This is a genomic window from Polynucleobacter sp. AP-Nickl1-40-C4, assembly GCF_035012665.1.
Classification (GTDB): domain Bacteria; phylum Pseudomonadota; class Gammaproteobacteria; order Burkholderiales; family Burkholderiaceae; genus Polynucleobacter.
The window spans coordinates 68,849-93,689 of sequence record NZ_JAYGQR010000007.1; the positions used below are offsets into that span (position 1 = coordinate 68,849).

Annotated in this window: 30 protein-coding genes; 15 read left to right on the forward strand and 15 right to left on the reverse strand. The window is 46.0% G+C overall.

The annotated features are described in order from the left end of the window. The 4 genes from VC182_RS08780 to VC182_RS08795 are packed head-to-tail and all read left to right on the forward strand — an operon-like array spanning window position 1 to window position 3,064. Window positions 1-978, forward strand: a complete 978-nt coding sequence (locus VC182_RS08780; RefSeq protein ID WP_323485081.1) for a D-2-hydroxyacid dehydrogenase family protein — start codon at window positions 1-3, stop codon at window positions 976-978. Between the two features lie 17 nt (window positions 979-995). Beyond that, window positions 996-1,544, forward strand: coding sequence for a chromate transporter (locus tag VC182_RS08785; RefSeq protein ID WP_072583688.1), 549 nt, complete (start codon window positions 996-998; stop codon window positions 1,542-1,544). Next, window positions 1,541-2,065, forward strand: coding sequence for a chromate transporter (locus VC182_RS08790; protein WP_216120573.1), 525 nt, complete (start codon window positions 1,541-1,543; stop codon window positions 2,063-2,065). The genes VC182_RS08785 and VC182_RS08790 overlap by 4 nt, the downstream gene beginning before the upstream one ends. 21 nt (window positions 2,066-2,086) lie before the next feature. After that, window positions 2,087-3,064, forward strand: a complete 978-nt coding sequence (locus VC182_RS08795) for a Bug family tripartite tricarboxylate transporter substrate binding protein (protein ID WP_216120571.1) — start codon at window positions 2,087-2,089, stop codon at window positions 3,062-3,064. Window positions 3,065-3,108: 44 nt separating this feature from the next. On the opposite strand, the gene crcB is transcribed toward VC182_RS08795, so the two are convergent. The 4 genes from crcB to VC182_RS08815 are packed head-to-tail and all read right to left on the reverse strand — an operon-like array spanning window position 3,109 to window position 4,637. Continuing rightward, window positions 3,109-3,486, reverse strand: a complete 378-nt coding sequence (gene crcB, locus VC182_RS08800) for a fluoride efflux transporter CrcB (protein WP_072583691.1) — start codon at window positions 3,484-3,486, stop codon at window positions 3,109-3,111. A gap of 12 nt (window positions 3,487-3,498) precedes the next feature. After that, entirely contained in the window at window positions 3,499-4,278 is a 780-nt protein-coding gene (gene ygiD, locus VC182_RS08805) for a 4,5-DOPA dioxygenase extradiol (protein WP_323485082.1), read from the reverse strand. Window positions 4,279-4,287: 9 nt separating this feature from the next. Then, complete coding sequence (locus VC182_RS08810; RefSeq protein ID WP_169709848.1) at window positions 4,288-4,425, reverse strand: hypothetical protein; 138 nt, start codon at window positions 4,423-4,425, stop codon at window positions 4,288-4,290. A gap of 44 nt (window positions 4,426-4,469) precedes the next feature. Then, complete coding sequence (locus VC182_RS08815; RefSeq protein WP_158009059.1) at window positions 4,470-4,637, reverse strand: hypothetical protein; 168 nt, start codon at window positions 4,635-4,637, stop codon at window positions 4,470-4,472. Window positions 4,638-4,665: 28 nt separating this feature from the next. On the opposite strand from VC182_RS08815, the gene VC182_RS08820 reads away from it, so the two are divergent. Together VC182_RS08820 and VC182_RS08825 are read left to right on the forward strand one after the other, a co-directional pair. Further along, entirely contained in the window at window positions 4,666-5,328 is a 663-nt protein-coding gene (locus VC182_RS08820) for a site-2 protease family protein (protein WP_072583693.1), read from the forward strand. Between the two features lie 68 nt (window positions 5,329-5,396). Further along, window positions 5,397-5,849, forward strand: a complete 453-nt coding sequence (locus VC182_RS08825; protein WP_072583694.1) for a c-type cytochrome — start codon at window positions 5,397-5,399, stop codon at window positions 5,847-5,849. 17 nt (window positions 5,850-5,866) lie between these two features. On the opposite strand, the gene VC182_RS08830 is transcribed toward VC182_RS08825, so the two are convergent. Then, window positions 5,867-6,547 (reverse strand): cytochrome b/b6 domain-containing protein, encoded by a 681-nt coding sequence (locus VC182_RS08830; protein ID WP_216120567.1) that lies wholly within the window; start codon window positions 6,545-6,547, stop codon window positions 5,867-5,869. 42 nt (window positions 6,548-6,589) lie between these two features. Here VC182_RS08830 and VC182_RS08835 point away from each other — a divergent pair, with 42 nt between their 5' ends. Then, entirely contained in the window at window positions 6,590-7,795 is a 1,206-nt protein-coding gene (locus VC182_RS08835) for an MFS transporter (protein WP_072583696.1), read from the forward strand. Window positions 7,796-7,817: 22 nt separating this feature from the next. On the opposite strand, the gene VC182_RS08840 is transcribed toward VC182_RS08835, so the two are convergent. Next, entirely contained in the window at window positions 7,818-8,759 is a 942-nt protein-coding gene (locus VC182_RS08840; RefSeq protein WP_323485083.1) for a 3-hydroxyacyl-CoA dehydrogenase family protein, read from the reverse strand. Between the two features lie 85 nt (window positions 8,760-8,844). On the opposite strand from VC182_RS08840, the gene VC182_RS08845 reads away from it, so the two are divergent. The 4 genes from VC182_RS08845 to VC182_RS08860 all read left to right on the forward strand — a co-directional run bounded on the left by VC182_RS08845 (window position 8,845) and on the right by VC182_RS08860 (window position 13,808). Next, window positions 8,845-9,774: a 2-hydroxyacid dehydrogenase gene (locus VC182_RS08845; RefSeq protein WP_323485084.1), complete on the forward strand. Its 930-nt coding sequence runs from the start codon at window positions 8,845-8,847 to the stop codon at window positions 9,772-9,774. Window positions 9,775-9,787: 13 nt separating this feature from the next. Further along, window positions 9,788-10,714 carry a dihydrodipicolinate synthase family protein gene (locus tag VC182_RS08850; protein WP_323485085.1) on the forward strand — a complete coding sequence of 309 codons (927 nt, stop codon included), beginning with the start codon at window positions 9,788-9,790 and terminating at the stop codon, window positions 10,712-10,714. Window positions 10,715-10,746: 32 nt separating this feature from the next. Beyond that, entirely contained in the window at window positions 10,747-11,697 is a 951-nt protein-coding gene (locus VC182_RS08855) for a TAXI family TRAP transporter solute-binding subunit (protein ID WP_072583700.1), read from the forward strand. A 98-nt stretch (window positions 11,698-11,795) separates the two neighbouring features. Next, window positions 11,796-13,808 (forward strand): TRAP transporter permease, encoded by a 2,013-nt coding sequence (locus tag VC182_RS08860; protein ID WP_216120565.1) that lies wholly within the window; start codon window positions 11,796-11,798, stop codon window positions 13,806-13,808. An 86-nt stretch (window positions 13,809-13,894) separates the two neighbouring features. Here the strand turns inward: VC182_RS08860 and VC182_RS08865 are convergent, their stop codons facing one another. After that, window positions 13,895-15,028, reverse strand: a complete 1,134-nt coding sequence (locus VC182_RS08865) for a mandelate racemase/muconate lactonizing enzyme family protein (protein ID WP_323485086.1) — start codon at window positions 15,026-15,028, stop codon at window positions 13,895-13,897. A gap of 427 nt (window positions 15,029-15,455) precedes the next feature. On the opposite strand from VC182_RS08865, the gene VC182_RS08870 reads away from it, so the two are divergent. Continuing rightward, window positions 15,456-16,907, forward strand: a complete 1,452-nt coding sequence (locus VC182_RS08870) for a M23 family metallopeptidase (protein ID WP_323485087.1) — start codon at window positions 15,456-15,458, stop codon at window positions 16,905-16,907. Window positions 16,908-16,976: 69 nt separating this feature from the next. On the opposite strand, the gene VC182_RS08875 is transcribed toward VC182_RS08870, so the two are convergent. After that, window positions 16,977-17,417 carry a universal stress protein gene (locus tag VC182_RS08875; RefSeq protein WP_323485088.1) on the reverse strand — a complete coding sequence of 147 codons (441 nt, stop codon included), beginning with the start codon at window positions 17,415-17,417 and terminating at the stop codon, window positions 16,977-16,979. 86 nt (window positions 17,418-17,503) lie between these two features. On the opposite strand from VC182_RS08875, the gene VC182_RS08880 reads away from it, so the two are divergent. Beyond that, window positions 17,504-17,905: a DUF2177 family protein gene (locus VC182_RS08880; RefSeq protein ID WP_072583704.1), complete on the forward strand. Its 402-nt coding sequence runs from the start codon at window positions 17,504-17,506 to the stop codon at window positions 17,903-17,905. 20 nt (window positions 17,906-17,925) lie between these two features. After that, a complete protein-coding gene (locus tag VC182_RS08885) occupies window positions 17,926-19,551 on the forward strand; it encodes a SulP family inorganic anion transporter (protein WP_323485089.1) in 1,626 nt (541 codons plus the stop codon). A gap of 7 nt (window positions 19,552-19,558) precedes the next feature. Here VC182_RS08885 and VC182_RS08890 read toward each other — a convergent pair whose 3' ends face one another. Then, the gene (locus VC182_RS08890) at window positions 19,559-20,278 is read right to left on the reverse strand and encodes a sulfite exporter TauE/SafE family protein (RefSeq protein WP_323485090.1); all 720 of its coding nucleotides are present in this window, start codon (window positions 20,276-20,278) and stop codon (window positions 19,559-19,561) included. Between the two features lie 76 nt (window positions 20,279-20,354). On the opposite strand from VC182_RS08890, the gene fnr reads away from it, so the two are divergent. Further along, complete coding sequence (gene fnr, locus VC182_RS08895; RefSeq protein ID WP_215361797.1) at window positions 20,355-21,125, forward strand: fumarate/nitrate reduction transcriptional regulator Fnr; 771 nt, start codon at window positions 20,355-20,357, stop codon at window positions 21,123-21,125. On the opposite strand, the gene VC182_RS08900 is transcribed toward fnr, so the two are convergent. The 6 genes from VC182_RS08900 to ccoO are packed head-to-tail and all read right to left on the reverse strand — an operon-like array spanning window position 21,122 to window position 24,839. After that, window positions 21,122-21,382 (reverse strand): hypothetical protein, encoded by a 261-nt coding sequence (locus tag VC182_RS08900; protein WP_323485091.1) that lies wholly within the window; start codon window positions 21,380-21,382, stop codon window positions 21,122-21,124. The two genes, fnr and VC182_RS08900, sit on opposite strands and share 4 nt — an antisense overlap. Continuing rightward, window positions 21,379-21,582 (reverse strand): hypothetical protein, encoded by a 204-nt coding sequence (locus VC182_RS08905; RefSeq protein ID WP_323485092.1) that lies wholly within the window; start codon window positions 21,580-21,582, stop codon window positions 21,379-21,381. The genes VC182_RS08900 and VC182_RS08905 overlap by 4 nt, the downstream gene beginning before the upstream one ends. A gap of 26 nt (window positions 21,583-21,608) precedes the next feature. After that, window positions 21,609-23,066 carry a cytochrome c oxidase accessory protein CcoG gene (gene ccoG / locus VC182_RS08910; protein ID WP_323485093.1) on the reverse strand — a complete coding sequence of 486 codons (1,458 nt, stop codon included), beginning with the start codon at window positions 23,064-23,066 and terminating at the stop codon, window positions 21,609-21,611. A 12-nt stretch (window positions 23,067-23,078) separates the two neighbouring features. After that, window positions 23,079-24,005 carry a cytochrome-c oxidase, cbb3-type subunit III gene (gene ccoP, locus VC182_RS08915; RefSeq protein WP_072583708.1) on the reverse strand — a complete coding sequence of 309 codons (927 nt, stop codon included), beginning with the start codon at window positions 24,003-24,005 and terminating at the stop codon, window positions 23,079-23,081. Further along, window positions 24,002-24,169 carry a cbb3-type cytochrome oxidase subunit 3 gene (locus VC182_RS08920; protein ID WP_072583709.1) on the reverse strand — a complete coding sequence of 56 codons (168 nt, stop codon included), beginning with the start codon at window positions 24,167-24,169 and terminating at the stop codon, window positions 24,002-24,004. The genes ccoP and VC182_RS08920 overlap by 4 nt, the downstream gene beginning before the upstream one ends. A gap of 19 nt (window positions 24,170-24,188) precedes the next feature. Further along, window positions 24,189-24,839: a cytochrome-c oxidase, cbb3-type subunit II gene (gene ccoO / locus VC182_RS08925; protein ID WP_072583710.1), complete on the reverse strand. Its 651-nt coding sequence runs from the start codon at window positions 24,837-24,839 to the stop codon at window positions 24,189-24,191. Window positions 24,840-24,841: the final 2 nt, after the last annotated feature.

A 24,841-nucleotide genomic window follows, 5' to 3' on the forward strand; every position in this document is an offset into this window, starting at 1 on the left:
ATGGCCTCATTACCTAATATCGTTATTCTCGGAGACTATGAGCGTGCGTTGCGCCGTTTTTCTAATTGGGAAAAATTAGATCAACAGGCTAAGCTCACTATTCATCATGAGCCGCTTCGAGATGAGGCCTTATATGCAGCAGTCAAAGATGCTGATGCAATTGCTATCGTGCGAGATCGCTCGCCTTTTAATGAGGCGATGATTGCACGCTTACCCAAGCTAAAGTTCTTAATGTTTACTGGTGAACGTAATGGCACCCTTGAAGCATCAGCCTTAGTGTCTAGAAATATCCCCATGGCATGCACTCCTGGTGGACCTTCCAAAGAAACGACCGCAGAACTTACTTGGGCCTTAATCCTGGGCGCCTCTAAGCGTCTTATTGAAGAAAATAAACTCATTGCCTCAGGTGGCTGGCGTGATGCCTTGTCTTTACTGCCAATGCTCTCTGGCGAACGTTTAGGCATCATGGGCTTAGGCGCTATCGGTAGTCGTGTAGCACGTGTTGGCGCTGCCTTTGGCATGGATGTGGTGGCTTGGAGTCCTCGCATGACGCCTGAACGCGCCGCAGCTGAAAATGCAAAGGCGGTCAGTCTTGATGAACTCCTTAAAACTTCCAAAGTCGTCTCTATGCACTTGGTGGCCGGCCCCGGAACTAAAGGTTTAATTAGCGCGGATCAACTAGCGCTCATGCGCCCAGATTCGATTCTGATCAATACTTCACGTGCTGCACTGATCAATATGCCTGATCTAAAAAAAGCGCTAGCCGCAGGTAGACCTGGGCAAGCAGCAGTGGATGTTTTTGATGTTGAACCCCTTCCAGAAAAAGACGCGCTTCGAAATACCCCAAATCTTTTGGTGACACCTCATCTTGGTTTCATTGCTGAGCCTATTTTTGCTACCTTCTCAAAAGGCATTACCGAAACACTAGAAGCGTGGCTAGAAAATAAACCAGTGCCACATCCTTTTAAGCCACAGTAAGCGCCTTCTATTAAAAGATGCCATCCCAACCTAAAACACTGACACCCAAGCAACTCTTTATTGGGTTTAGCAAAATCGGAATGTCTGGGTTTGGCGGCGTACTCCCTTGGGCGCGCCGCATGCTTGTTGAGCAAGAGAGGTGGCTAACTGCTGAAGAGTTCAGTGCCATGCTGGGCATCTGCCAAATTGTTCCAGGACCCAATATCGTCAATCTCGGTGTTTGTGTAGGCAGTCGCTTTGCCGGAGTACCGGGCGCTTTTGCAGCGGTACTCGGTTTAATGTTGGGACCTGTAGCTATCGTCATTCTGCTGGGCATTCTCTACGAGCATTACAGCTATATGCCGATTGTCCAGGGATTGCTAAGAGGTATCTCTGCAGTAGGTGTAGGTCTAATTGCAAGCACCGGCTTCAAAATGATGCGCTCAGAACTGAAATACCCACCCATGCTATCCGTCATCCTCTTGACTGTATTGGCTGCAACCTACTTTCATTTAGGTCTGGGTTGGGTAGTTTTACTTGCCTCACCTTTGGCTTTCTTTTTAGCATGGAAGAAGATTAAAGAATGATGGGCACTCTCATCAGCCTCTTTCTGAAACTATCCGCTTTTTCCTTGGTGGCATTTGGAGGTATTAATGCACTCCTCCCCACACTATATGACTTATCGGTCAATCAAGAACACTGGATTAGCTCCCAAACCTTCGCCGATTACTTTGCTATTGCCCAGGCTGCACCCGGGCCCAACCTCATGACAGTCACATTGATTGGCTGGAAAGTGGGCGGCGTGATTGGTGCAGCAATAGCGACCTTAGCTATCGCCTGGCCATCCTCGATCATGATTTATTTCTTGCAACGCTCTATTATGGGAATGCAGGATATTCGGAAGCAGAAAATCATCCATGCAGCAGCCGGCGCTTTAGCGGTAGGCTTAGTTTTATCTGCGGCCTGGGGAATAGCGCTCCAGATTAATAGCAGCACAGCCGCATACTTGCTGACCTTTGGTACGATTGCTATCACCTTGTTTACACGCTGGCATCCACTCTATCTCATTGCAATTGGCGGCGCTTTAGGAATTCTGGGTTTTATTTAAATCACTTTTCTTGGGATCAATATGCGACTCATTCGGAACTGTTCAGTCTGTTTAATAAGTCTAAGTACCTTATTTTCAACCGCTGCTTTTGCGCAAAACAACTACCCTAGCAAACCCATCAATTTCATCGTCCCTTATGGTGCCGGTGGTGGCGCAGACTCACGTAGTCGTCAGATTGCCCAAAAAATGAGTGTCATTCTCAAGCAACCCATCATCGTCGATAACAAACCGGGGGCTGGCGGCAACATTGGTACAGAATTCATTTCTAGAGCTGCTCCGGATGGCTACACCATTGGCATGGGCAACTTCGCGCCCATGGCTGTTAATAAAACACTCTTTGGCAATTTGCGCTACGACCCAGAAATAGATCTCACTCCTATCATTTTGATTGAAAAAGGGCCTCTAGTACTGGTGGTCAATCCAAGCTCCCCATACAAAACAGTTCAAGAAATTGTTGCGGCCGCCAAAGCTAAGCCGGGCACTCTTACTTTCTCATCAGGCGGCATTGGAGGAAGCCATCAACTATCCGGTGAGCTCTTTAAACAAAGCGCCAGCATCGATATGATTCACGTCCCGTATAAGAGTGGATCTGCTGGCTTAACCGATCTAATGGCCGGGAACGTCACCATGATGTTTGATCAAATGTATTCAGCGATGCCCAGCATCAAAGCCGATAAGTTACGCCCCATTGCGATTACTAGCAAGAAACGCTCTCCACTTCTACCGAACGTGCCTACTTTTGCTGAGGCAGGCTACCCCAAGGTTGAAGTTCTCAACTGGCAAGGACTCATCGCGCCCAAGGGAACACCTAAGGCCATTATTGATAAATTGAATGCTGCTGCAAATGAGACGCTCAAAGACCCTCAACTACGCGAACTCATGCTCTCTCAAGGGAATGAGATTGGTGGAGGGAGTCCAGCTGAATTTGCTAGCCTGATTAAAGCTGAGAGCGCCAAATGGAGTGCCGTTGTAAAAACAGCCAATATCAAGCCAGAGTAACAAATTCTATATTGAATGGCATTGGGGGCTTAGTGCCCCGAATTTTATTTGAAAGCCTGGTAGGTCAAGATGCCCAAGAAGGTCAGCACAAGTGACCCAACGAGATTGAGTAGTGCCGTACCCAAAGCCCAAGTAAATTCGCCACGTTGCATAAAGCCAACTACTTCAGCAGAAAAGCTTGAGAAGGTGGTTAGACCCCCCAAGAAGCCGGTAACCACTAAGAGTTTCCACTCTGGAGAAAGACTTGGATTGTTGCCAAAGAAAGCAACTGCAATACCAATCAAATATCCACCAACCATATTCGATATAAAAGTGCCCAATGGCAGTGAAGAAGCTATCCCTACGGTGACGTAATTAAAGCCAGCCCTTAATAAAGCGCCGAAGCCTGCTCCAAAAAAGATTGCAAAGATAGGAAGCCACATAATCTGCTCTTGTTATTGAATTGAAAAACCCAGCATACCAATTGAACTCATCTCAATTCCATCTGTATAGATTTTGGCCTGCTCTCCTGCCTCCTGCAAGGCCAAGGTATACAAGGCTGGCCAATAGTGTTCTGCGGTCGGAATAGAGAGGTGCGCTGCATCACCAAAACGCTCCCAGTCAACCAATGCCTCATGATGATTGGCGCGAATTTCTGAAGCAAAAAAATCATTGAACTCTTTTGCCCATGGGTAAGGCTCAGCACCCTCTTGCCAATGGATGGTGCGCAAGTTATGCACCACATTACCACTAGATAAAATCAAAATATTTTCATCGCGCAAGGGGCGTAATTGCTTAGCAAGCTCATAGTGTTCACGTGCTGACATCGCACCATCGAGACTCAGCTGCACCACAGGCACATCCGCATTTGGATACATGTATTTCAGTACCGCCCAAGCGCCATGATCAATACCCCATTCATTCTCTTCAAGCACGACAGGGACGCTCAATAATTCTTGCACGCGATCAGCTAATGCAGGGCTACCTGGCGCCGGATATTGAACATCAAACAGTGCTTGTGGAAAGCCACCGAAATCATGAATCGTTTTTGGTTTAGTCATTGCAGTAACCCAAACTCCGCGGGTTACCCAATGTGCTGAGATCATCAAAATAGCGTCAGGACGCTTTAATGATTTTCCAAGAGCTGACCATGCCGCTGTATAGCGGTTGGGCTCTATGGCATACAATGGACTGCCATGGCCAGCAAATATTGCAGGTTGGCGATGGCTAGTCATTAATACTGATTAACCGAATACGTAACCTGTATGAGCCGCAACCAATGCAAACAAAATAGCCAAGCTAGTAGCAGCGGCCAACATCACGACCAATGTAATGATCTTTTTGTTGATCTCTTCTTTAGATTCGTTATGCCATTCGTTCATGCTAAATCCTCTATAAACACATTATTGAATAGGGTAATTATCCACTATCGACCGCGACCGGCCTTGCGCATCATGCCTTTTCCCCCACCAAAGCCTGCCTGAGGCCTTCCGGCTGGGCCAGAGGGTCCTTTTGGGACGGGTGGGCGTGCTGGCGGCTTCGCTGCTAGCGCTTTTGCCGGGGTTTTTGAATCGGGTTTCTTTTCGTCAGTCACTTTGAGCTCCTATGGATATCATATTGCCATGATTACTGACTATTCTATCCAAGCTGTCGCAATTAATGCGATTCCCCTGATTTTTGCCATCACCATCCATGAGGCAGCCCATGGCTACGCAGCTCGCAGGTTTGGCGATAACACCGCCTACATGCTGGGACGGGTGAGCCTCAATCCCGCAAAACATATAGACCCTGTGGGTACCATATTGATTCCACTCGTCTTAATTCTGACGGGGTCTCCTTTTTTGGTGGGGTATGCCAAGCCGGTACCAGTCAATTTTGGGCGACTCAGAAACCCCAGAATTGACTCGATTTGGGTGGCCTTAGCGGGACCGGGATCGAATTTTGTACAGGCAATCATTTGGGCGGTCTTTTGGGTTCTAGTGCAGGGCTTCGGAATTGATGAGCCCTTCCTGACTTCTATGGCAAAAGCAGGGGTAATGTGGAATATCGGTTTACTGGCATTTAATCTGTTTCCACTACCACCCCTCGATGGCGGAAGAATTTTGGCTGGTCTTTTGCCCGCACGCCAATCCATCGCCCTCGGTAGATTAGAGCCCTGGGGATTTTTTATTGTGCTTGGCCTCGTCTTTACTGGAATTATTGGCACTCTGTGGATGGAGCCCCTCAGCAGCTTTTTCCTGGGCATCATCAATCTTCTCATGACCCCCCTCAGAATGATTTTTTAAGCGGGCAAAAATTACTATTCTGGGATATGCTCAAAATAAGCAGCCCAACTGATCAATGGAGAGCAATCATGAAACTACAAAAATTTATTTTGGCAGGCACTGCAGCTGTTTTAGCCATTGGCGCAGGCGCTGCCTTTGCTCAATTTCAAACGGCAGAAAAAGCAATTGAATATCGTCAAAGCGTCATGACAGTGATTGGCACTCATTTCGGAAGAATTGGTGCTGTTGTTAAAGGTGCGGCACCTTATAACAAAGACGATGTGAGCAAAAATGCAGAGATCGTAGCAATGATGTCTACTTTGCCTTGGCAAGCCTTTGGTCCTGGCACTGAAGGCGGTAAGGCAAAACCTGAGGTCTGGTCAGACAACGCAAAGTTCAAAGCTGCCGCAGACAAAATGCAATTAGCTGCTCTTGATCTCAATAAAGCCGCTCAGTCAGGCGACTTAGAAAGTATTAAAAAATCTTTTGGCGCGGCGGGTGCAACCTGCAAAGGCTGCCACGACGATTTCAAAAAGAAATAAGCGATTTTTATTGATCGTTATTTCGTAATTAAGTAACCGACCGCTACCGCGATCACGCTTAAAAGTATCAAAGCGAAACCGCGCTGCAACACTCCATCCTTGGAGTCACGATCCAAGTCAGCAGGCAGGTATTTAGCCTCTTCGCTTGGGTCGATTTCTTTATCGCCACTAATCATTGGCTTAATCAGATTCTCACCTTTGAATTTCTTGTAATACCAAATCGCTGCGATATGAATTGCAATAAGGGTGTAAATCACCACTTGATTACCTTCGTGAATCTCCGATAAAAATGAAGATATCGAACCAGACACATACTTTGCTAGCGGCCCTTGAAAGGAGACCTCATCATCAACAAATAAGCCAGTCAGTACTTGAACGCATAAAACAAAAATGAGTGCAAATACAGAAATTGCTCCAATGGGGTTGTGTCCAAGAACGCGGGGTGGACTTCCACTTAAGTAATCAAAAATCGCTTTTTTAGTTGGCAAGAAAGAGGCGAAGCGCGCATGGGTAGATCCAACAAAACCCCAGCCAATCCTAAAGATCAACAAGGTCAAAATGCTGTAACCGAAATAAGCATGCCATTGAATGAATTCATCACCCAAATTGATGGTCACAAAGCTACCGACTATACAAACCACCAGCAACCAATGAAATAAGCGGATTGGAAGATCCCATACTCGAATGATTTTCTTCATCCCTTAAGGATAATCCTCTTCTCCTCTAAAATGGAGGGATTCATGAATCCCGGCAAAGCTTTTAGAACCCTACTGCTGTATCGCGTTGGCGCAACCCTAAGCTACCAAATTACGATGGTAGCGGTAGGTTGGCATCTTTACGAAATCACTAATAGCGTAGTTTCACTCGGGCTGATAGGTCTTGCAGAGCTCGTTCCCTACTTTGCGCTAGCTCTATATTCGGGTCATGCGGTCGATCACCACTCCCGCAAGTGGATTGCTGCAATCGCCTGCCTCATTCATATTGCGGTTGGATTATTTTTAACAGTCATCGCATTGGGATGGCTTAGCCCACCGATACCATTGATCTACACCGCAGTAGCATTTATTGGTATTGGGCGCGCTTTATTAAGGCCTTCTTATCAAGCGCTTTTCGGACAAATCATTCCGAGAGATCAATTGCCTCGTTACACAGCGTATGCATCTTCAGCGTTTCAGATTTGCGTAGTGGCGGGCCCAGGATTAGGCGGACTGATGATTGGCTTTGCCGGTCTTGAATGGACCTATCTGCTCGCCGCCTTCTGTGGAGGAGTTGGTTTATACGGAATTACTTTCATCACCGCTGTGCAAGAAAAATCGAGCAACTTATCTAAGCACTTTCTAAAGAGCTTTTTGGAAGGGTTTCATTACGTCAGAAAACATGAACTTATTTTGAGCATCATGGCGCTCGATATGTTTGCCGTTCTCTTCGGTGGTGCGGTGTCTATTCTTCCAGCCTTTGTGAAGGAGGTACTCAATGCGGGCCCAGAAACTCTAGGAATACTGCGTGCAGCCCCGGCAGCTGGGGCTGTACTTACTGGAATCTACCTCGCTCGGCGTCCCGTGCTAAACGACTCAGGAAAATATCTTCTGATGTCAGTGGCAGGATTTGGTGCGGCGATTATTGCCTTTGGCATCTCCAGTAATTTATGGGTCTGCGCATTCTTTCTATTTATCTCTGGATGCTTTGACTCGATATCAGTAGTGATTCGAGGCAGCATCATGCAGCTCACCACACCAGATCATATGCGCGGCAGAATTAGCGCCATTAATGGCATCTTCATTGGCTCATCCAATGAGTTAGGCGCACTTGAGTCTGGCATTGCTGCCAGCATGATCGGTTTAGTGCCATCCATCGTATTTGGTGGGGTCGCGACGATTGCTATTGTTCTGATTACTTATCGACTCGCCCCACACCTAGGCAAACTTCATCTGAAAGATATTTCTTAGTGAGCAACTAAATAACTAGTTGCTATTTAATTTCAGGAAGATCTTTCTGAATAATCTTCAAGCCAGCACGTAATGCTTTTTGATAGCGCTCACGTTCAGCCTTAATCGTTTCAGCAGTCCAGGTGAAGAAGCCTTCGCCAGTTTTCATACCAAACTTGCCACTAGCGATGCGATCACTCAAGCACTTCGCTATCGTTGGTGAATTGTTTAAGGTTGGATAGATGGTTGCGCCTCCAGCACCGTGCACCTCAAGGCCAGCATGATCTCGTTGCATGGCTGGGCCTGCGGCGATATAGCGAAAGCCAAAACCAAAACGAACGGCTTTATCAATATCTTCTGGCGTACAGATGCCTTCATCAACCATTGAAAAAGCCTCACGCGATAAAGCATGCTGCAAACGATTAGCCAAAAATCCTGGAAGATCTTTTTTCACAGTAACAGGCACCATGCCACACGCTGTCATTAAACGTGAGAGGCTTTCGCCAACCATTGGCGAAGTCTTTGCACCATATACCACTTCTACACAAGGCACTAGATGGGCAGGCATAAAGAAATGTAAGCCAATCATACGAGCAGCTGTTTTTAGGCCGTTGGCAATTTCACTAATTGGGAAGCTCGTACTATTGCTCGCCAATACCGCCTCAGGTTTTGCATATTTTTCCAACTTAGCAAATAACTCTCGCTTGATTTCTAAACGCTCAGGCACACACTCAATCACCAAATCAATATCAGACCAATCAACCTCTTCGAGCGAACCCGCCACAGACAGCAAATGAATGCGATGCTCATAACCGAGATCCACCATGGTGCTTGCAAAGTAATCCGGCAGAAGGGCTCGCCGCTCTGTGGTTGGCTCAACCACCTGGACTGCACAGCCACCGCGTGCACAAACGGCTGCAACGTCTGCACCCATAGTGCCGCCACCGACAATAACTACCTTGGTTTCAGCTGGGGTAAATAACATGAATACTCTCCTAAAAGGGGAAGGACTTTTTCTGAAAAATCCTCTTACAATGGGGTCATTATTTCAATAAAAAAGTTAGCGAGACATGATCCCCGTCAATTCAGTGCTACAGGTCGGCCATTTCCCTGAGATTATGCAGGCAGAAATAGATCGGCGCTTTACCCCTTTTCATCATCCCGATCCTCAAGCGCCTGCTCCTGCCGGAAACTTTCAGGCGATTTTGATTCGCTCCAATATCAAGCTGCCCGAGGCCCTAGTTAAACAGATTCCCAGTATTCGTATGGTTGCCACTTGTGGGGTTGGTTATGACAACCTTCCTTTGGCTTATCTCAAAGAACAAGGGATTAAAGCAAGCAACACGCCTGACGTTCTAAACGATGCCGTATGCGAACTGGCCATTGGCATGATGCTAGCCCTACTGCGCCAACTGCCCGAGGCTCAGGAATATGTCAAAAGCACTGCTTGGTCAAAAGCGCCCTTTAGGCTCACCACCACCTTGGCTGGTAAACGAGTGGGTATCGCTGGCATGGGTCGTATTGGGCAAGACCTGGCTAAACGATTAGAGCCATTCAAAGTGGAGATAGCGTATTCAGGGCCCAATAAAAAATCTTTGCCCTACGCTTACTATCCAGATGCTCAAGAATTAGCCAAGGCCTGCGACATCTTATTTTTAGCTTGCCCAGCAACCTCCGATACAGACAACATGATTAATGCCAAGGTTCTAGAAGCTTTAGGGCCCTCAGGATATTTAATCAATATTGCCCGCGGAAGTGTGGTTGATGAGGGGGCACTTTTATATGCACTGCAACATAAAAAGATTGCTGGTGCAGCCTTGGATGTTTTTGAGAACGAACCTAACCCAAGTCATGAATTTTTAACACTTGATAATGTATTGTTAACACCGCACATTGGGAGCGCTACCTCGGAAACACGGATAGCCATGACCAACTTAGCCGTAGATAATTTAGAAGCCTTCTTTAACCAACAAACACTTCCATCTGAAGTAAGTAACTAAAAACGGAGCCAGCATGACGATTTCTCTGCACCCTTCCACCTTGCCAGCGGTGTTATCCCCTGTCATCACCCCATTTAAGGCGGACGGTAGTCCAGATGCTCCTAAGTTATTAAAACAATGCCAATGGCTAGAAGCTAATGGTGTTGGGCAGGCTATCTTTGGCACGAACTCAGAAGCAAACTCAATGTCTGCCCCGCAGAAGATGAGCACCTTAACAGCATTAGTCGAAGGCGGATTAAAGCCTGAGCACTTAATGCCCGGTACCGGAGCAACATCGATTGACGCCACTGTGAATATGACACGTCACGCAGTCAACCATAAATGCGCGGGCGTATTAATGTTGCCGCCCTTCTACTACAAAGATGTTACTGATGATGGTCTATTCGCTTATTTTTCTGAGGTGATTCAAAAAGTAGGTAGCACTGCTTTGCAGATTTATATCTACAACATTCCACCAGTTACTAAAGTGACCTTAAGTCTCTCTTTGCTTGAGCGCTTAGCAAAAGAATATCCAAAGACAGTTGTGGGCATGAAAGACAGCTCTGGCGATTGGTCTTACACAGAATCGGTCATTAAATTATTATCGCCTTCAGGCTTCCGCGTCTATGCAGGCAGCGAAGTATTCCTAATGCGTGCCTTGCGCGCTGGCGGTGTTGGCTGCATCTCCGCTACTGCCAACGTCAATCCAAAAGCGATTGCCGATTTAGCGGCACACTGGAGAGAATCAAATGCTGATACTCTTCAAGCAAACTTGGATCAAGTGCGTGGAATTTTTGCTAAGTACCAAATGATTGCAGGCATGAAGACTGCTGTAGCCCACTACACCAAGGATTCTGAGTGGCTCAGAGTGCGTCCACCATTGATGCAGTTAAGCGCTGAGCAACAAGCGCAAATGCTCAGCGAGCTCAAAGCAATTAACTTCAGCATGCCAGGTTTGTAATTTAAAAAAATAAAAATAATTAGGAGACAACAATGAAACTACTCAAAGTCATTGCCTTATCGCTTAGCTTTCTTTGTGCGAGTGTTAGCGCTCAAAACATCTCTATCGCCACTGGCGGTACGGGTGGCGTGTACTACCCAATGGGCGGTGGCCTTGCCTCTGTTCTCTCGAGCAAGGTGCCTGGAATGTCTGCTACTGCAGAAGTGACCGGGGGCTCGGTAGATAACTTAAACCTCATCGGTACAGGCAAGCCATACGTTGGTTTCTCGATGGCTGATGCCGCTAAAGATGCTCAGATTGGCGAAGGTAAGTTTGTTGGCAAAAAAGTGGACTTACGTACTCTGGTAGTTCTTTATCCAAACCTGATGCACGTAGTAACCGTTGACTCCACTGGCATCAAATCTATGAAAGACCTCAAGGGCAAGCGCATTAGTACTGGCGCTCCTGGTAGCGCAACAGAAGTGATGGCCTTTCGCTTATTAGAGGCCGCTGGTCTTGATAAGGATAAGGATGTTAAGCGTGAGCGATTAAGCGTTGCCGAATCCGTTAATGCCATTAAAGACCGCAAAATTGATGCATTTTTCTGGGTGGGTGGATTACCAACAGCAGCAGTAACTGATTTAGCCAATACTCCAGGAACCAAGATTGTGATGGTCGACACTGGCGAAGAGGTGGCTGCAATGAATAAAAAATATGGCAACCTTTACTTTGTAACTACCATTCCAAAGGCTACTTATAGCGGCATGGCTAGAGACAATAAAGTCGCAGCAGTCGCCAATATCTTGGTGGTCAATGCCAATATGCCTGACGATCAGGCCTATAAGATTGTTAAGGCGATCTTTGATAACAAATTGGAATTGGTGCGCACTCATCAAGAATTTATGAGTGTCAGCCTAGAAAACCAGAAAACAAAATCAACCCCAGTTGACTTTCATCCAGGCGCACTTAAGTACTTTAAAGAAAAGAACGTCAAACTCAATTAAGTTGATGTTTGTATCGGGGGTGAGTGAATCTCACCCATTTCGTTTTACGGTAGTGAAAAAATAAAGTAGTACATAAAAATAAATATAGAGGTTGAGACATGAATCAAAACGTTATTGACAACGAAACCCAAGAAAAATTAGACGCCTTTATTAAGCAAGAGGAAGGCGATTCAAATGATTACAAAGGCCTGCTAGCCAAATTCATTACCCTTGTAGCGGTAGGCATGTCGCTCTTTCACTTATATGCCGCGTATTCGATTGTGCCAACGCAAGAGTTGCGCGTCATACACGTTGCTCTAGTTTTATTTTTAGTATTCCTCAGCTTTCCAATAGCTGATCGCTTCAAAAATCGCTTAATGCCCTGGGATATCGTTTTTGCGCTTGTATCCGTTGGAATTGCCTATTACATTCTGAGTGGTGGCGATGATTTTATGGACCGCAATACTGCGCCTAACTCTACCGATGTCATGGTGGGCATTGCATTAATTCTCCTAATCTTAGAAAGTGTGCGCAGAACTAATGGCATGATCTTGGTGACGGTAACAGTCCTGTTTCTGCTCTATGCATTATTTGGCAACTACTTACCAGCACCTTGGACTCACAAGGGTTACGATCTTGATCGTTTGGTAGGCTATATGTATATGACTCTAGAAGGCATCTATGGCACTGCTGTTGATGTTTCTGCAACCCTCATCATTCTTTTCACCATCTTCGGCGCTTTCTTGCAATTTACTGGCGCAGGAAAGTTCTTTATTGATTTCTCATTCGCGGCAATGGGTGGAAAATCTTCTGGGGTTGGCAGAACCATCGTAATGTCCTCCTTCTTGCTCGGCGGACCATCAGGATCCGGTGTAGCAACAACAGTTACCGTGGGCTCAGTTGCAGCACCCATGCTAGACAAAGTGGGTTACGAGAAAAATGCTGCCGGCGGCCTTTTGGCAGCAGGTGGTCTTGGTGCCATTATCTCGCCTCCTGTACTGGGCGCAGCTGCATTCCTAATTGCAGATTTTCTGAAGATTTCGTATTTAGACGTATTGCTGATGGCAACCATCCCAACCATCCTTTTCTATCTTGGCTTATTCGTGATGGTCGAAATTGATGTACGCAAATATGGCATGAAAAATATTCACTTTGAGTCTTCCGAAACAGCTTGGCAGCTCACTAAGAAATATTGGTTTCACTTCTTCTCCCTCATCTCGATTGTGGTGTTTATGCTGATGGGCTTCTCCCCTGTCATGTCCGTATTCTGGGCGACAGTAGTTTCGGCCTTATCCAGCATGTTGCGTGAAGATACTGCCATTATTCCTTGGGCATGGTTTAAAGGTAAAGAACCGATTCTCTCTGGCCTATACAACTCCAACCTGACTAAGGCACTTGCAACTGGTTCAACTGGTGTCTTAGCTATCGCCGCCACCTGTGCTGGTGCCGGCCTCATTGTGGGTACCGTTACCTTAACCGGTCTTGGCCTAAAATTTAGCTCGATTGTTATTCAGTACGCAGGTGGCTCGCTCTTGCTAACAACCATCTTTACCGCCCTTGTAGTTTGGGTGGTTGGCCTTGCTGTTCCAGTAACTGCTTCTTACATTATTTGTGCGGTAATTGCAGCGCCTGCTTTGATTAATTTAGGCGTGCCTGATTTTGCAGCTCACATGTTTATCTTCTATTACGCTGTACTTTCTGAAGTGTCGCCACCGACTGCACTCTCGCCATTTGCTGCGGCAGCGATTTGTAAAGGTAATCCCTATAAGACTACTTTGCAAACTTGGAAATATGTTGCTCCGGCCATTCTAGTTCCATTTATGTTTGTGTTAGATAAGTCAGGCGTCAGCTTGTTGTTGATGGGATCAACTAGCGCTCTTGAGCAAGCAGACTGGATGCAAATTGCTTGGGTCTCTTTCACGGCCGTTGTTGGAATCATCTGCCTAGCCGGTGGATTACAAGGTTGGTTCATTGAGAAAACCAAGATCTTTGAGCGCGTCATCATGGTGTTCTCTGGGGTTGCTCTTGCCTACCCTTCCACAGAGGCGGACTTAGTTGGCTTTGTTGGATTTGGTTTGGTGCTGGTGACTCAAACAATTACCCATTTCAAACTCAATCCCAGATCTTCTTAAGGTACACCCAATAGGTGGGAGGATCTCATCCTCAAAACAATAAGGCCCGCTTGAGCGGGCCTTATTGTTTCTAGCAATTGCTTATCTTAAGAGATCTTGGTCCAAGCGGCTTTACCTGCATATTTCTTGACAGCAGATTCATCGAACTCGAAACCTAAACCAGGGGTTTTATGCAAAATCAAGTCCCCATTCTTAAATGTCAGCTGCTTATTGATCAATCTACGGAAGTTCAGCACCTGATCATCCAAGAAGAATTCGACAAAGCGTGCATTGGGCGTGGCTGCCACCAATGGTGCATGCAAATCATGCATCCAGTGCGGACAAACTATGACGCCCTTCAAATCAGCATATGCAGAAATTCTTCTCCACTCGGTAATACCACCGCAGACAGCCGCATCAGATTGCAGGATGGCAGCACCACCGGCATCAATCAATTCTCTAAAACGCCAGCGTCCCGCTTCCATCTCACCGGTAGCAACGTTGATTTTGGTTTGGCGCGCCAAGGCAGCATGTAAATCAATCGCATCTGGAGAAAAAGGTTCTTCAATCCAATACGGGTTGTATGGTTCAAAGCGACGTACATACTCAAGAGCGGTGGGTAGATCGCGCCAGGCATTATTTGCATCAAGCGTGAGCAATACATCATCGCCCACTGCTTTACGAGCCGCTTTCACGCGTGCCTCTTCTTCCGATGGCGATAAACGCCCCACCTTCATCTTGACTGCCTTAAAGCCCTGCTTTACGTAAGACTCCATTTCTTTGCCTAATTTGGCAGGCGTTTTACCTTCAAGATAGTAACCACCACTAGCATAAGCTGGCACCCGATCATCAACCACTGAACCCAAGTATTGATGCAAAGGTAAGCCAACTGAGCGTGCATTTAAATCCCACAAAGCCGTATCCAAAATCGAGATACCACGCATTACTGCGCCTGCACGACCTTGGAGAATAGATTCGTTATACATCTCCATCCAGAGACCTTCACTGCGGTGACTATTTTGACCAATGAGTTTGGGGGCCAGTAATTGCTCAACAGCAAGTTTGGCAATATCTCCGCCGGCACTGCCGACATAGCAAAAGCCGATGCCCTCATTACCATCCTTGCCGCGAACTTTTACCAGGCAATAGTGACGCTCAGAAACAGTGCGAGTGGAAAATGAAGTGACTTTATCCAAAGGTACTGCTACAGAGGCAACTTGGATGGATTCAATAATCGGCATCTAAACTCCTTAATCAAAAATTGATTGTATCGAGAATTTAATGTGCCGACAGGTGCCTAAATAAAGAATAATTAATCCATCCCATTACAAATGCACATGGCGAAAATGAGCCGAGTTGTTGTTATCCGAACAAGTATCTTGTATGTTAGATTTGCTGCAAAGTTGATACATTCACCCCCCCCAATATCCTCAAACCACCATGTTGTGCAACAGATTTAGTTAAAAGTGGCAAAACTGATATTGCTAAAGCTGCCGGTTTTAGACCTTGGCCAGTCGATGAGGCGGTCGCTGTAAAGCAAAATTATGGGCAAAGGCTGAAAGCAGCCTTTGAAGCTCTCAAGCTAGCGCCCGATCAAGATTAAGTCTAATTTGCTGCAGCACAGCATATTTATTCAAAGATGCTCTCACATTATTAGATAATTGAGGGGTGAATAAAAAAGTATCTCTTGGCTCCCTGTTCACTAAGGGGGTAATCATTTTTTCTGGCTGCGCCTTTCTTAGCTCAACCCCGGGCTTGGCGTATGCAGCTCAAGCCCAAAGTAGCCAAACCCAAAGCACGACCCAAGCACGCAAGAAGATTACCGTCCAAACCAGTAGGCAGGTTGGCTTCAAAGATAAATCAGCGGGTACTGGCTCAAAAACCAATAGCATGAGCCTGAACCCATCGCTATTCCAGCGAAAAGCCCCAGATGAGTTGATGCTCGATAGCGATGCAAACCTTGACTATCGAGTAGCCCAAGGATGTCTAAGACGTAATTTTAATGAAGATAGCCTGCCGGCTAGCGTAGGCATTGATAATCGGCAGTTCGCTGAATTCTTCAAAAATCAGACCAAAACATTTTTTGATCACATGCGTGGAGATTGCATCCCTTATGCGGTTGCCTTTGGAAGTCGTAATCGTTTCGACTCATTGAGCATCATGAATGGCCCAATCCAAGATAGCAAAACTGAAGTATGGACATTTACACCATCAGCTGTTGGTGGGTTTTTAATTCAGCAAGACTATCTCAAAGATGAGTCCAAGCGTTTAACCGAGATTCGCATTCCTTTGAGAGATGTCTTGTATGACACTCGAAAAGTAAGCGATCAATTGCCAGTTGAGCTGGTTTGGGAATTAAATTCCCTGATCAAGCAAATCTATCCTGAAGAAAATAATTCTCTTGAAAATACCAACAGCGTTGTGCGCTTGATTGTTGACTTTGGTGATCGAGAAAGATGGGCGCAAATTTGGGCTGTAGAAATTATTGACCCCGCCACCAAAGACGTCTATGCGAATGCTTTTTGGATGGAGCGCAATGATATTCCTGGGGGCTTCTATACTGGAACCGGAGAATCACTTGAGCGCTCCTTCTGGACTAACCCATTAAGCTATCGCCGTATTTCTCGGGGAGTTGGCATGGTAAGAGCCTCTTCGAGTAAGCGCAGCAAGAATCCTGCGCCAACAGCTCCAACCCAGGCGCCAGCAACAAAGCAACGCTATCGCGCCCACATGGGGATTGACTATGCCGCCCCAATCGGCACCCCCATTTTTAGTGTTGCCAATGGCAAAGTAGTGCACATAGGCTTTAGCGGTGCATTTGGAAACTTAATTGTTTTAGAGCATCCGGGTAATTACCACACATACTATGCGCATTTGAGCAGTTACAACGTAGAGCTTGAGTTGGGTAACGAAGTGCGGCGCGGCTTGGAAATTGGCTATGTAGGAACAACCGGTAGGTCAACGGGGCCACACCTTCATTTTGAATTAAGAAAAAATGGAATTTACGTAGACCCCTATGGCTCCAAAACACAACTTGATTTATGGTCTATGCGTGATAACGAAAGCGGGCAACTGACTAGAGAGATGCTTCTGCTAGGTAGCCCTATTAAGCACAACTAAATGAATTCAGGAATGCTGCTGAAATAAAAAAGGGTCCACTTGGACCCTTTTAACTTGATACTAGGTAAATTAACCCAGAACTAATACTGGCAATGTGGAATGCACAATGACTTCATGGGTCTCGCTACCCAACAGGATCCCTTTGATACCTGTGCGCTTATGAGACGCCATAACAATCACATCCGCTTTCGCTTTTTTTGCGCCAGCCAAAATACCTTCAGATAAGTTGCTATTTTCGATGTGAAGACTTTTCACCTTAGCGCCAGCTCCCAGTGCGGTTGTCGACCTCTTAAACACATCCTGCGCATAAGCTGAACAAGCTTCTGTGTGCTGTTTCTTCGAAATTCCATAACCCATGGTGCTATCTGAATAAACCATCGGAGGCGTAGGATCAGAAACATATACCAACGTAATTGCAGCGCCATCTGCCTTAGCAAGTGCGGCGACTTTCTTTAAAGATTTTTTGCTGACATCTGAACCGTCTACAGGCACCAATAAATGCTTAAACATGTTGACTCCCTTTAAATTGAACTACTCATTTGCTCTTTCCATCATAATACTAATTATTAGCCTATAAAAGAATAAAGGTAACTTAATTGATCAAGAATTTTGCTATCTATCTCTCATTTTTAATTGCCCTCATTGCAATCGATTTAGTGTGGCTTTTGGGAATCGCGAAAAACCTCTATCGCAATGAGATGGGTGACTTAATGGCCAGCGAACCTAAGCTTCTAGCTGGACTAGCGTTCTACCTGATTTACGCCTTGGGCGTCTGTATTTTTGTGATCGTTCCGGCATTATCAAAACAGTCTTGGATATATGCACTGCAATATGGCGCTTTGTTTGGCCTGTTCTGCTACATGACCTATGACCTCACTAATCTGGCGGTGGTTAGAAACTTTCCAACACAATTGGCTTTCATCGATATTGCATGGGGCAGTTTTGTTACCGCCTTGTGTGCGAGTTTTGCTTACTGGGTTGGCAACCGTATCTCTTAGGCCATTGAAACATTCATCTTATGTTTTTTCGCCCCCGACTTTTTGACTCATTTTCTGGCTATAGCCGCGCCCTTTTCACTAAGGATGTTTTTGCTGGATTAACAGTTGGGATTGTTGCACTCCCATTGGCCATGGCTTTTGCAATTGCCAGCGGACTTAAACCCCAAGCAGGCATTTTCACTGCCATTATTGCTGGCGGGCTCATCTCTTTACTTGGAGGTAGCCGCGTACAAATTGGCGGACCGGCCGGAGCCTTCATCGTCATTGTTTACGGCATTGTGGAGCGCTATGGCATTCCCAATTTATTACTAGCAACCGCCATGTCAGGAGTATTTTTATTTTTGATGGGAGTATTTCGTCTTGGAACGCTAGTGCGCTTTATTCCGATTGCAGTCATTGTGGGCTTTACCAATGGCATTGCCTTTTTGATTGGACTATCTCAAGTCAAAGATTTCTTCGGATTTCAAATCGAAAAAATGCCGGCTCAATTTTTTCAATCAGTGCATGCGCTCTACTTAGCAGCGGACACCTTTAACCCCATTGCGCTTAGTTTAGCTTGTGGGAGTCTTGCCTTACTCATTTTATGGAAGATATTTCAGGATCGCTTAGGATGGCTCTCCCACCTTCCTGGCACAGTGGTAGCAATGGTGGTGGCAACGATCGTTACCAGTATTTTTAATTTACCAGTAGATACGATTGGTAGTCGCTTTGGCGGTATCCCTTCAGGGCTCCCCGCTTTTGAATGGATTCCGATAAGCTGGGATAGCGCTCAATACATGGTGGCACCAGCCTTAACACTTGCCCTATTGGGTGCTATTGAATCCTTGCTATGCGCGCGCATTGCCGATGGCCTCATTCATGATCGCCATGAATCAAATCAAGAGCTAGTAGCTCAAGGCATTGCTAACTTCACGATTCCATTTTTTGGTGGCATGCCAGCGACCGGAACGATTGCTCGCACGGTTACTAATATAGAGAGTGGCGGCACTACACCTGTCTCTGGACTCGTGCATGCAGCAACCTTACTAGTCATCGTTTTGTTTGCAGCGCCGCTCGCCAAAAACATTCCTTTAGCCAGCCTTGCTGCTATCTTGATATATGTGGCCTGGAATATGGGTGAGTGGCAGAAGTTCATTGATCTTAAGCAATTCCGGTTGCCGTATCGAATCACCATCCTGAGCGTCTTTATTCTCACTGTTGTACTAGATCTCACGATTGCAGTTGAAGTAGGTTTGCTGCTCGCCTTTATTACCTTCATTTACCGCATCTCCAGTCTTTCGCGTTGCGAGCCTGCTCTAGCCAGCGATTACCCGGGACTAAATAATCAGCAAGGTCGAATTGATGCCTATCGGATTCATGGTGCCATCTTTTTTGGGGCAGTAAAACTCCTTGAAAAGATTGAAACGAATTTACCCTCACAAATACTCTTGCTCGATTTAAAGAACGTAATCTACATTGATACTTCTGGGATGGATACGATCATGGAACTAGCGCACCTGTGCAAGATTCGTAATATTCGATTGATCATTTGTGGCTTAGCGCATCAACCATTAGAGATGGCAGAGCGCAGTGAATTTCTATCGGCACTACCCCAAGATTCTTTCTACCCAGATCTAAGCTCCGGAATAGAAGCAGCAACAGCTTAATAGCGACTTAAGAAATACAGAAGCCACCTTTTAATAAGACTTCCGGCAATACCCAGGCACGATACATACCAAAGCCGCCTGCAATCAATAGAAGTGCAGCAGCCAAATACCTCACCCATAGATATTGCCCAAACTGAGTCAGTGCCGCTGAAAATTTAGAGATCAGCAATAGGTTAGGCAATGTGCCCAAACCAAATGCCAACATCAGTGCGGCACCAGTTAAAACATCACCAGATAAAAAGGCGAGTGGTAAAACGCTGTAGACCAATCCACAGGGCACCAAACCCCATAGCATGCCGCTAAACCAACGCGAAGGACCACTAGCCATAGCGCCCAAGTATTTAGCCCAATAAGCTGCAATTTTTGTACTTAACCATTTGCCGCCAAGCAGACCTTCTGACTTGCTTATTCTGAGTAGACGTATACCCATCAGAATTAAGATCAGGGAGGTTAAAGCAAATAAGGGACGCTGGATTGGAATGAGGTTTTGCTGCCAAACAACCACCCCTACTGACGCGGCAAGAGCGCCCAATAAGACATAAGTTGTGACGCGCCCCAAATGCATGATTAATTGGAGGTAAAAAAGCTCAGATTTTGGTCTTAGAGGGGTCTCCAGGGCTTTGGGCCGCTCTATGGCAGCCGCTATCCCACCGCACATCAGGGCACAGTGCCAGCCACTCACAAGAGCGCCCAGAAAGACCGCAACGAGTAAGCTAGTTGTCAGCATGAAATCAACAGAAAATAGGTAAAAGCCATAATCTTCATACTTATAGAATAAACTGAACCCATAGATCAGCCCTAATATGAACTACAAACCTACCGATAGCCCAACCAGCAAATGCTCAGTTTGCGTACTGGGTCAGTTTTGCCTTCCGGTTGGATTAAATAGTAGCGAAGTTTCCCAGATTGATACCTTAGTTAAAGAGCGCGTTCATCTTCAAAAAGGTGAAAGCCTTTATCGTCACGGCGATCCACTTAGTTCTGTATATAGCGTTCGTTTTGGCACCCTTAAAACAGAGTTCTGTCTGCAAGATGGTCGGCAACAAGTGATTGGATTTCATCTGCCCGGTGAAATTCTAGGTCTTGATGGCATTGGTGAAGGACATTATCAGTCTGATGCGATTGCACTTGAAGAAAGTGAAGTCTGCATTATTCGTTACGATGCTTTTGAAGATTTGGCTCGGCAGATCCCTGTATTGCAAAATCAGTTCCACAAAATAATGAGTCGTGAGCTGACTCAAGATCAGCGTCACCTACTGTCACTTGGCACGATGCGTGCAGAAGAAAGATTGGCAGCCTTTTTATTGAGCCTCTCGCAACGTCTTGCTGCACGCGGCTATTTAAATAATGAATTCGACTTGCGCATGAGTCGTAATGATATTGGTAGCTATCTTGGGATTCAAATCGAAACTGTCAGTCGCATGCTCTCACGCTTTGCAGAGTCAGGCCTCATTCAAATTAAACAACGCCACATCAAACTTATTGATATGGACGGGTTATATGAACTAGCAGGCATTCCAAACCCAGATCGCCACGGCTGCACAAGCCCAGAAATCCCAATCAAACAGGCTTAAATTAAGCCGCGGTCGACTTCCTTGCTATCAGATGACTCAATCCCAGGCAGGATATAAGCAGTAAGCGCGCTAGAGATCGCACAGAAGGTCCAAATCACGAAGAACCCGACTGTATAAATACCCTCATCAGAAATATCTGGGTGATAACCAAAAAATAAAAGGTCTTGTGGGTGGATCACAGTAAATAACAAGCCCTCTGCCATACCGGCCACCAAAAATGAGGGCCACAAAATCCAGATTAGTAGGCGGCACTTCATTTTGTTGCCTGCGTATCTTTAATCTGTTCAACTTTTAAGCCCTGTTTCACAACGCCACCACGCAATGGTTTATCTGCATACAAATTTATAGCCAAGTAAATAGTGATAGCGCAGCCAATCACGGCGACAGCTGGTCCACTAATTAAAAGCCATGGCCATAGTTGCTTGAACCAGGGTTTAGTAGTTTGTTGTTCTGTCATATCCATCCTCTCCATTGCCTTCTAGCTTAACGGGGAATAATAAAAGTAGATTTCTCTTCGCGGGTTCTAATCACTTCCTTATATCCCGTTAATTCTTGCGCAGTCACATCAAAATGAATTGGGTAATTTCCAGACTCATGCTCACCAATCGTAGTGCTGACTTTAATAGGCAGCAATTGATTGCTTGCTGGCGCAACTTCAATTTCTTTAATTTCTTTGCCTTGTGAATTCAGGATCTTTAAATCATCTAAACCTGTAGCCTTGACCTGCACCCTCATTGGATGCTCAGAGGCATTCATAATCTGAATGCGATAAATGTTTTCGATACGGACGCCTTCTACCTCACGAGCTAAAGCACCACGATCACGCATCACATCAACCCTTAATGGGTTTCGGGTGGCGAGAGAAACTAGAAAAGCGGCTGTAAGCACAGTAATAAAAGCGGTGTAGATCAATACGCGCGGGCGCAAAATATGACGAATCGCACTTTGATTGGACTCTTTATCCTCAATGGCACGCTCAGTCGTATAGCGAATGAGTCCTTTTGGATAATCTACCTTCTCCATCACTTGATCGCATGCATCAATACAGGCACCGCAACCAATACACATATATTGCAAGCCATCACGAATATCAATTCCCGTCGGACATACCTGCACACAAATACTACAGTCAACACAATCACCCAAGCCCAAAGAAGCTTGATCTGCGGATTTGCTACGACTGCCTCTTGGTTCGCCACGCACTTTATCGTATGTCACCAAGAATGTATCTTTATCTACCATCACACTTTGGAAGCGTGCATATGGGCACATATATTTACATACTTGTTCACGCATGAACCCTGCGTTACCCCATGTTGCAAAACTATAAAACCCTAACCAGAAGGTTTGCCATGGGCCTAGGGAAAGGTGCAGCAATGATGCGCCCAGAGTTTCAATCGGAGTGAAGTAGCCAATAAAGGTAAAACCGGTCCAGAAGGCGATCAGAAGCCAAAGGAAATGCTTTGTGATTTTGATGCGCCATTTACGCAAACCCCAAGGCCACTCTTCACCATCCAAACGAATCCGCGCAAAACGGTCTCCCTCGACCTTGCGCTCGATCCACATAAAGATTTCGGTGTAGACGGTCTGGGGACATGCGTATCCGCAGAATAAGCGTCCAGCCACTGCAGTAAACAGAAATAAAGCGAGCGCAGAAAGTATGAGTAAGAGTGTGAGATAAATCACATCTTGCGGCCAAAGAACTAGGCCGAAGATATAAAATTTACGTTGAACCAAATCAAAGAGAACTGCTTGACGGTCATTCCAACTCAACCAAGGCAAACCATAAAACAATAGTTGAGTTGCAAAGACCAATATGAAGCGCCAGCGGGCAAAGAGCCCAGATACTGAACGCGGGTAAATCTTTCGCCGGACCTCATAAAGAGATTCTTCAATGACTTCTATCGGAACAGGTTTACCACCCGGCAAAATATCTGACACCAATGACTAATCTTATTTGGCTGCAGCTGGTTGTTTATTGTTAGATAAACCCCAGACATAAGCGGTTAACAGCTGAATCTTCTCAGGACTCAATACTTTGTCTTGAGCAGGCATCATAGCCATACGGCCTTTAGTGACAGTCTCCACGATCGTTGCTTCTGATGCGCCATATAACCATACTTTATCTGTCAAATTCGGAGCACCTAAGGCGATATTACCTTTACCGTCAGGACCATGACAGGCCACGCAGTTTGCGCTAAATACCTGCGCACCTCGAGCTGCTTTAGCGTTATCTGCTGGCAAGCCCGAAAGACTACGAACATAGTTGGCGACATCAATAATTTGATTGCTATCCAATTGCGGGAATGGAGGCATTACACCGCCGCGCCCATAAGTAATGGAGGCTTTGATATTTTCTGGTGAGCCGCCATATAGCCAGTCGCCATCAGTCAAATTCGGGAAGCCTTTAGCGCCTCCAGCATCAGAGCCATGACACTGTGCACAAGAATTCAGGAAGAGGCGTTGACCCATTTCGCGGGCTTTAGGATCGGCTGCCACTTGCTCAACATCCATCTTGACGTACTTCGCATAGACAGGCTTGAGCTCATCATTTGCAGTAGTCATTGACTTCATCAAAGCGCCATCAGTACTGTAGCCTAAGAGGCCTGGGTATGAACCAAGCCCTGGATAGAGAACTAAATACACTAAAGCAAAGATACAAGAGATCAAGAACATCCACATCCACCAACGTGGCAATGGGTTATTTAACTCACGCAGATCGCCGTCCCAAACATGTCCAGTATCAGCTACTTGGCCGTCAGGCTTTAGCGTTACCTTGGTCTTACGTTGAGAAAATAATAGCCAGATGCACCAAAAAATACCGACCAATGTTACTAAGGCGATATAGGCACTCCAACCGGCACCAAGAAAGTCACTCATGATTTATCCTTACTGAATTCATCGGGAAGATCGAACGGAAGTTCGGCGGATTCTTGATTAGCAGGCTGTCTTTTTGCAGACCAAGCCCACCAAACGATTCCAATAAAAACTACCAAGCCAAGCACGGTAGAGATTGCTGAGAGGTAAGGAGCAATATTTTGCATATTTCTCAATTGCCAAGAATTACTTAGCAACCACCTCATCAACAGTGATGTATCTACGGTTAATGCCAAGACCCTGCAAGTAGGCAACCAATGCATCTAATTCGGTTTTACCTTCAAGCTCTTTGGGTGCATTAGCAATTTGCTCATCAGTGTACGGAACACCTAAACGACGCATAGCAACCATATGCGATTGAATGCTATCTGCATCAGCAGCATTCTTACCCAAGTATGGGTACGCAGGCATATTGGACTCTGGAACTACGTCGCGTGGGTTATTCAAGTGAATTTGATGCCATGCATCTGAATAGCGCCCACCTACACGTGCCAAATCTGGGCCGGTACGTTTGCTGCCCCAGAGGAATGGATGATCAAATACTGACTCACCAGCCAATGAATAGGGGCCGTAGCGCTCTACTTCAGATCGTAGTGTACGAATTTGCTGTGAATGACAACCCATACAGCCTTCTCGCTGATAGATATCACGACCAGCTAAACGCAAAGCGGAATATGGCTCAACGCCTGGGCTTGGCTCAGTAGTTGAGTGTTGGAAAAATAATGGCACGATCTGTACCAGACCGGCAATCGAGATTGCCGCAATAGTAGCAATAATCAGCCAACCAACATTACGCTCAAGCGTTTCGTGGGAGAAAAATCGACGTTGTTCTGACATGT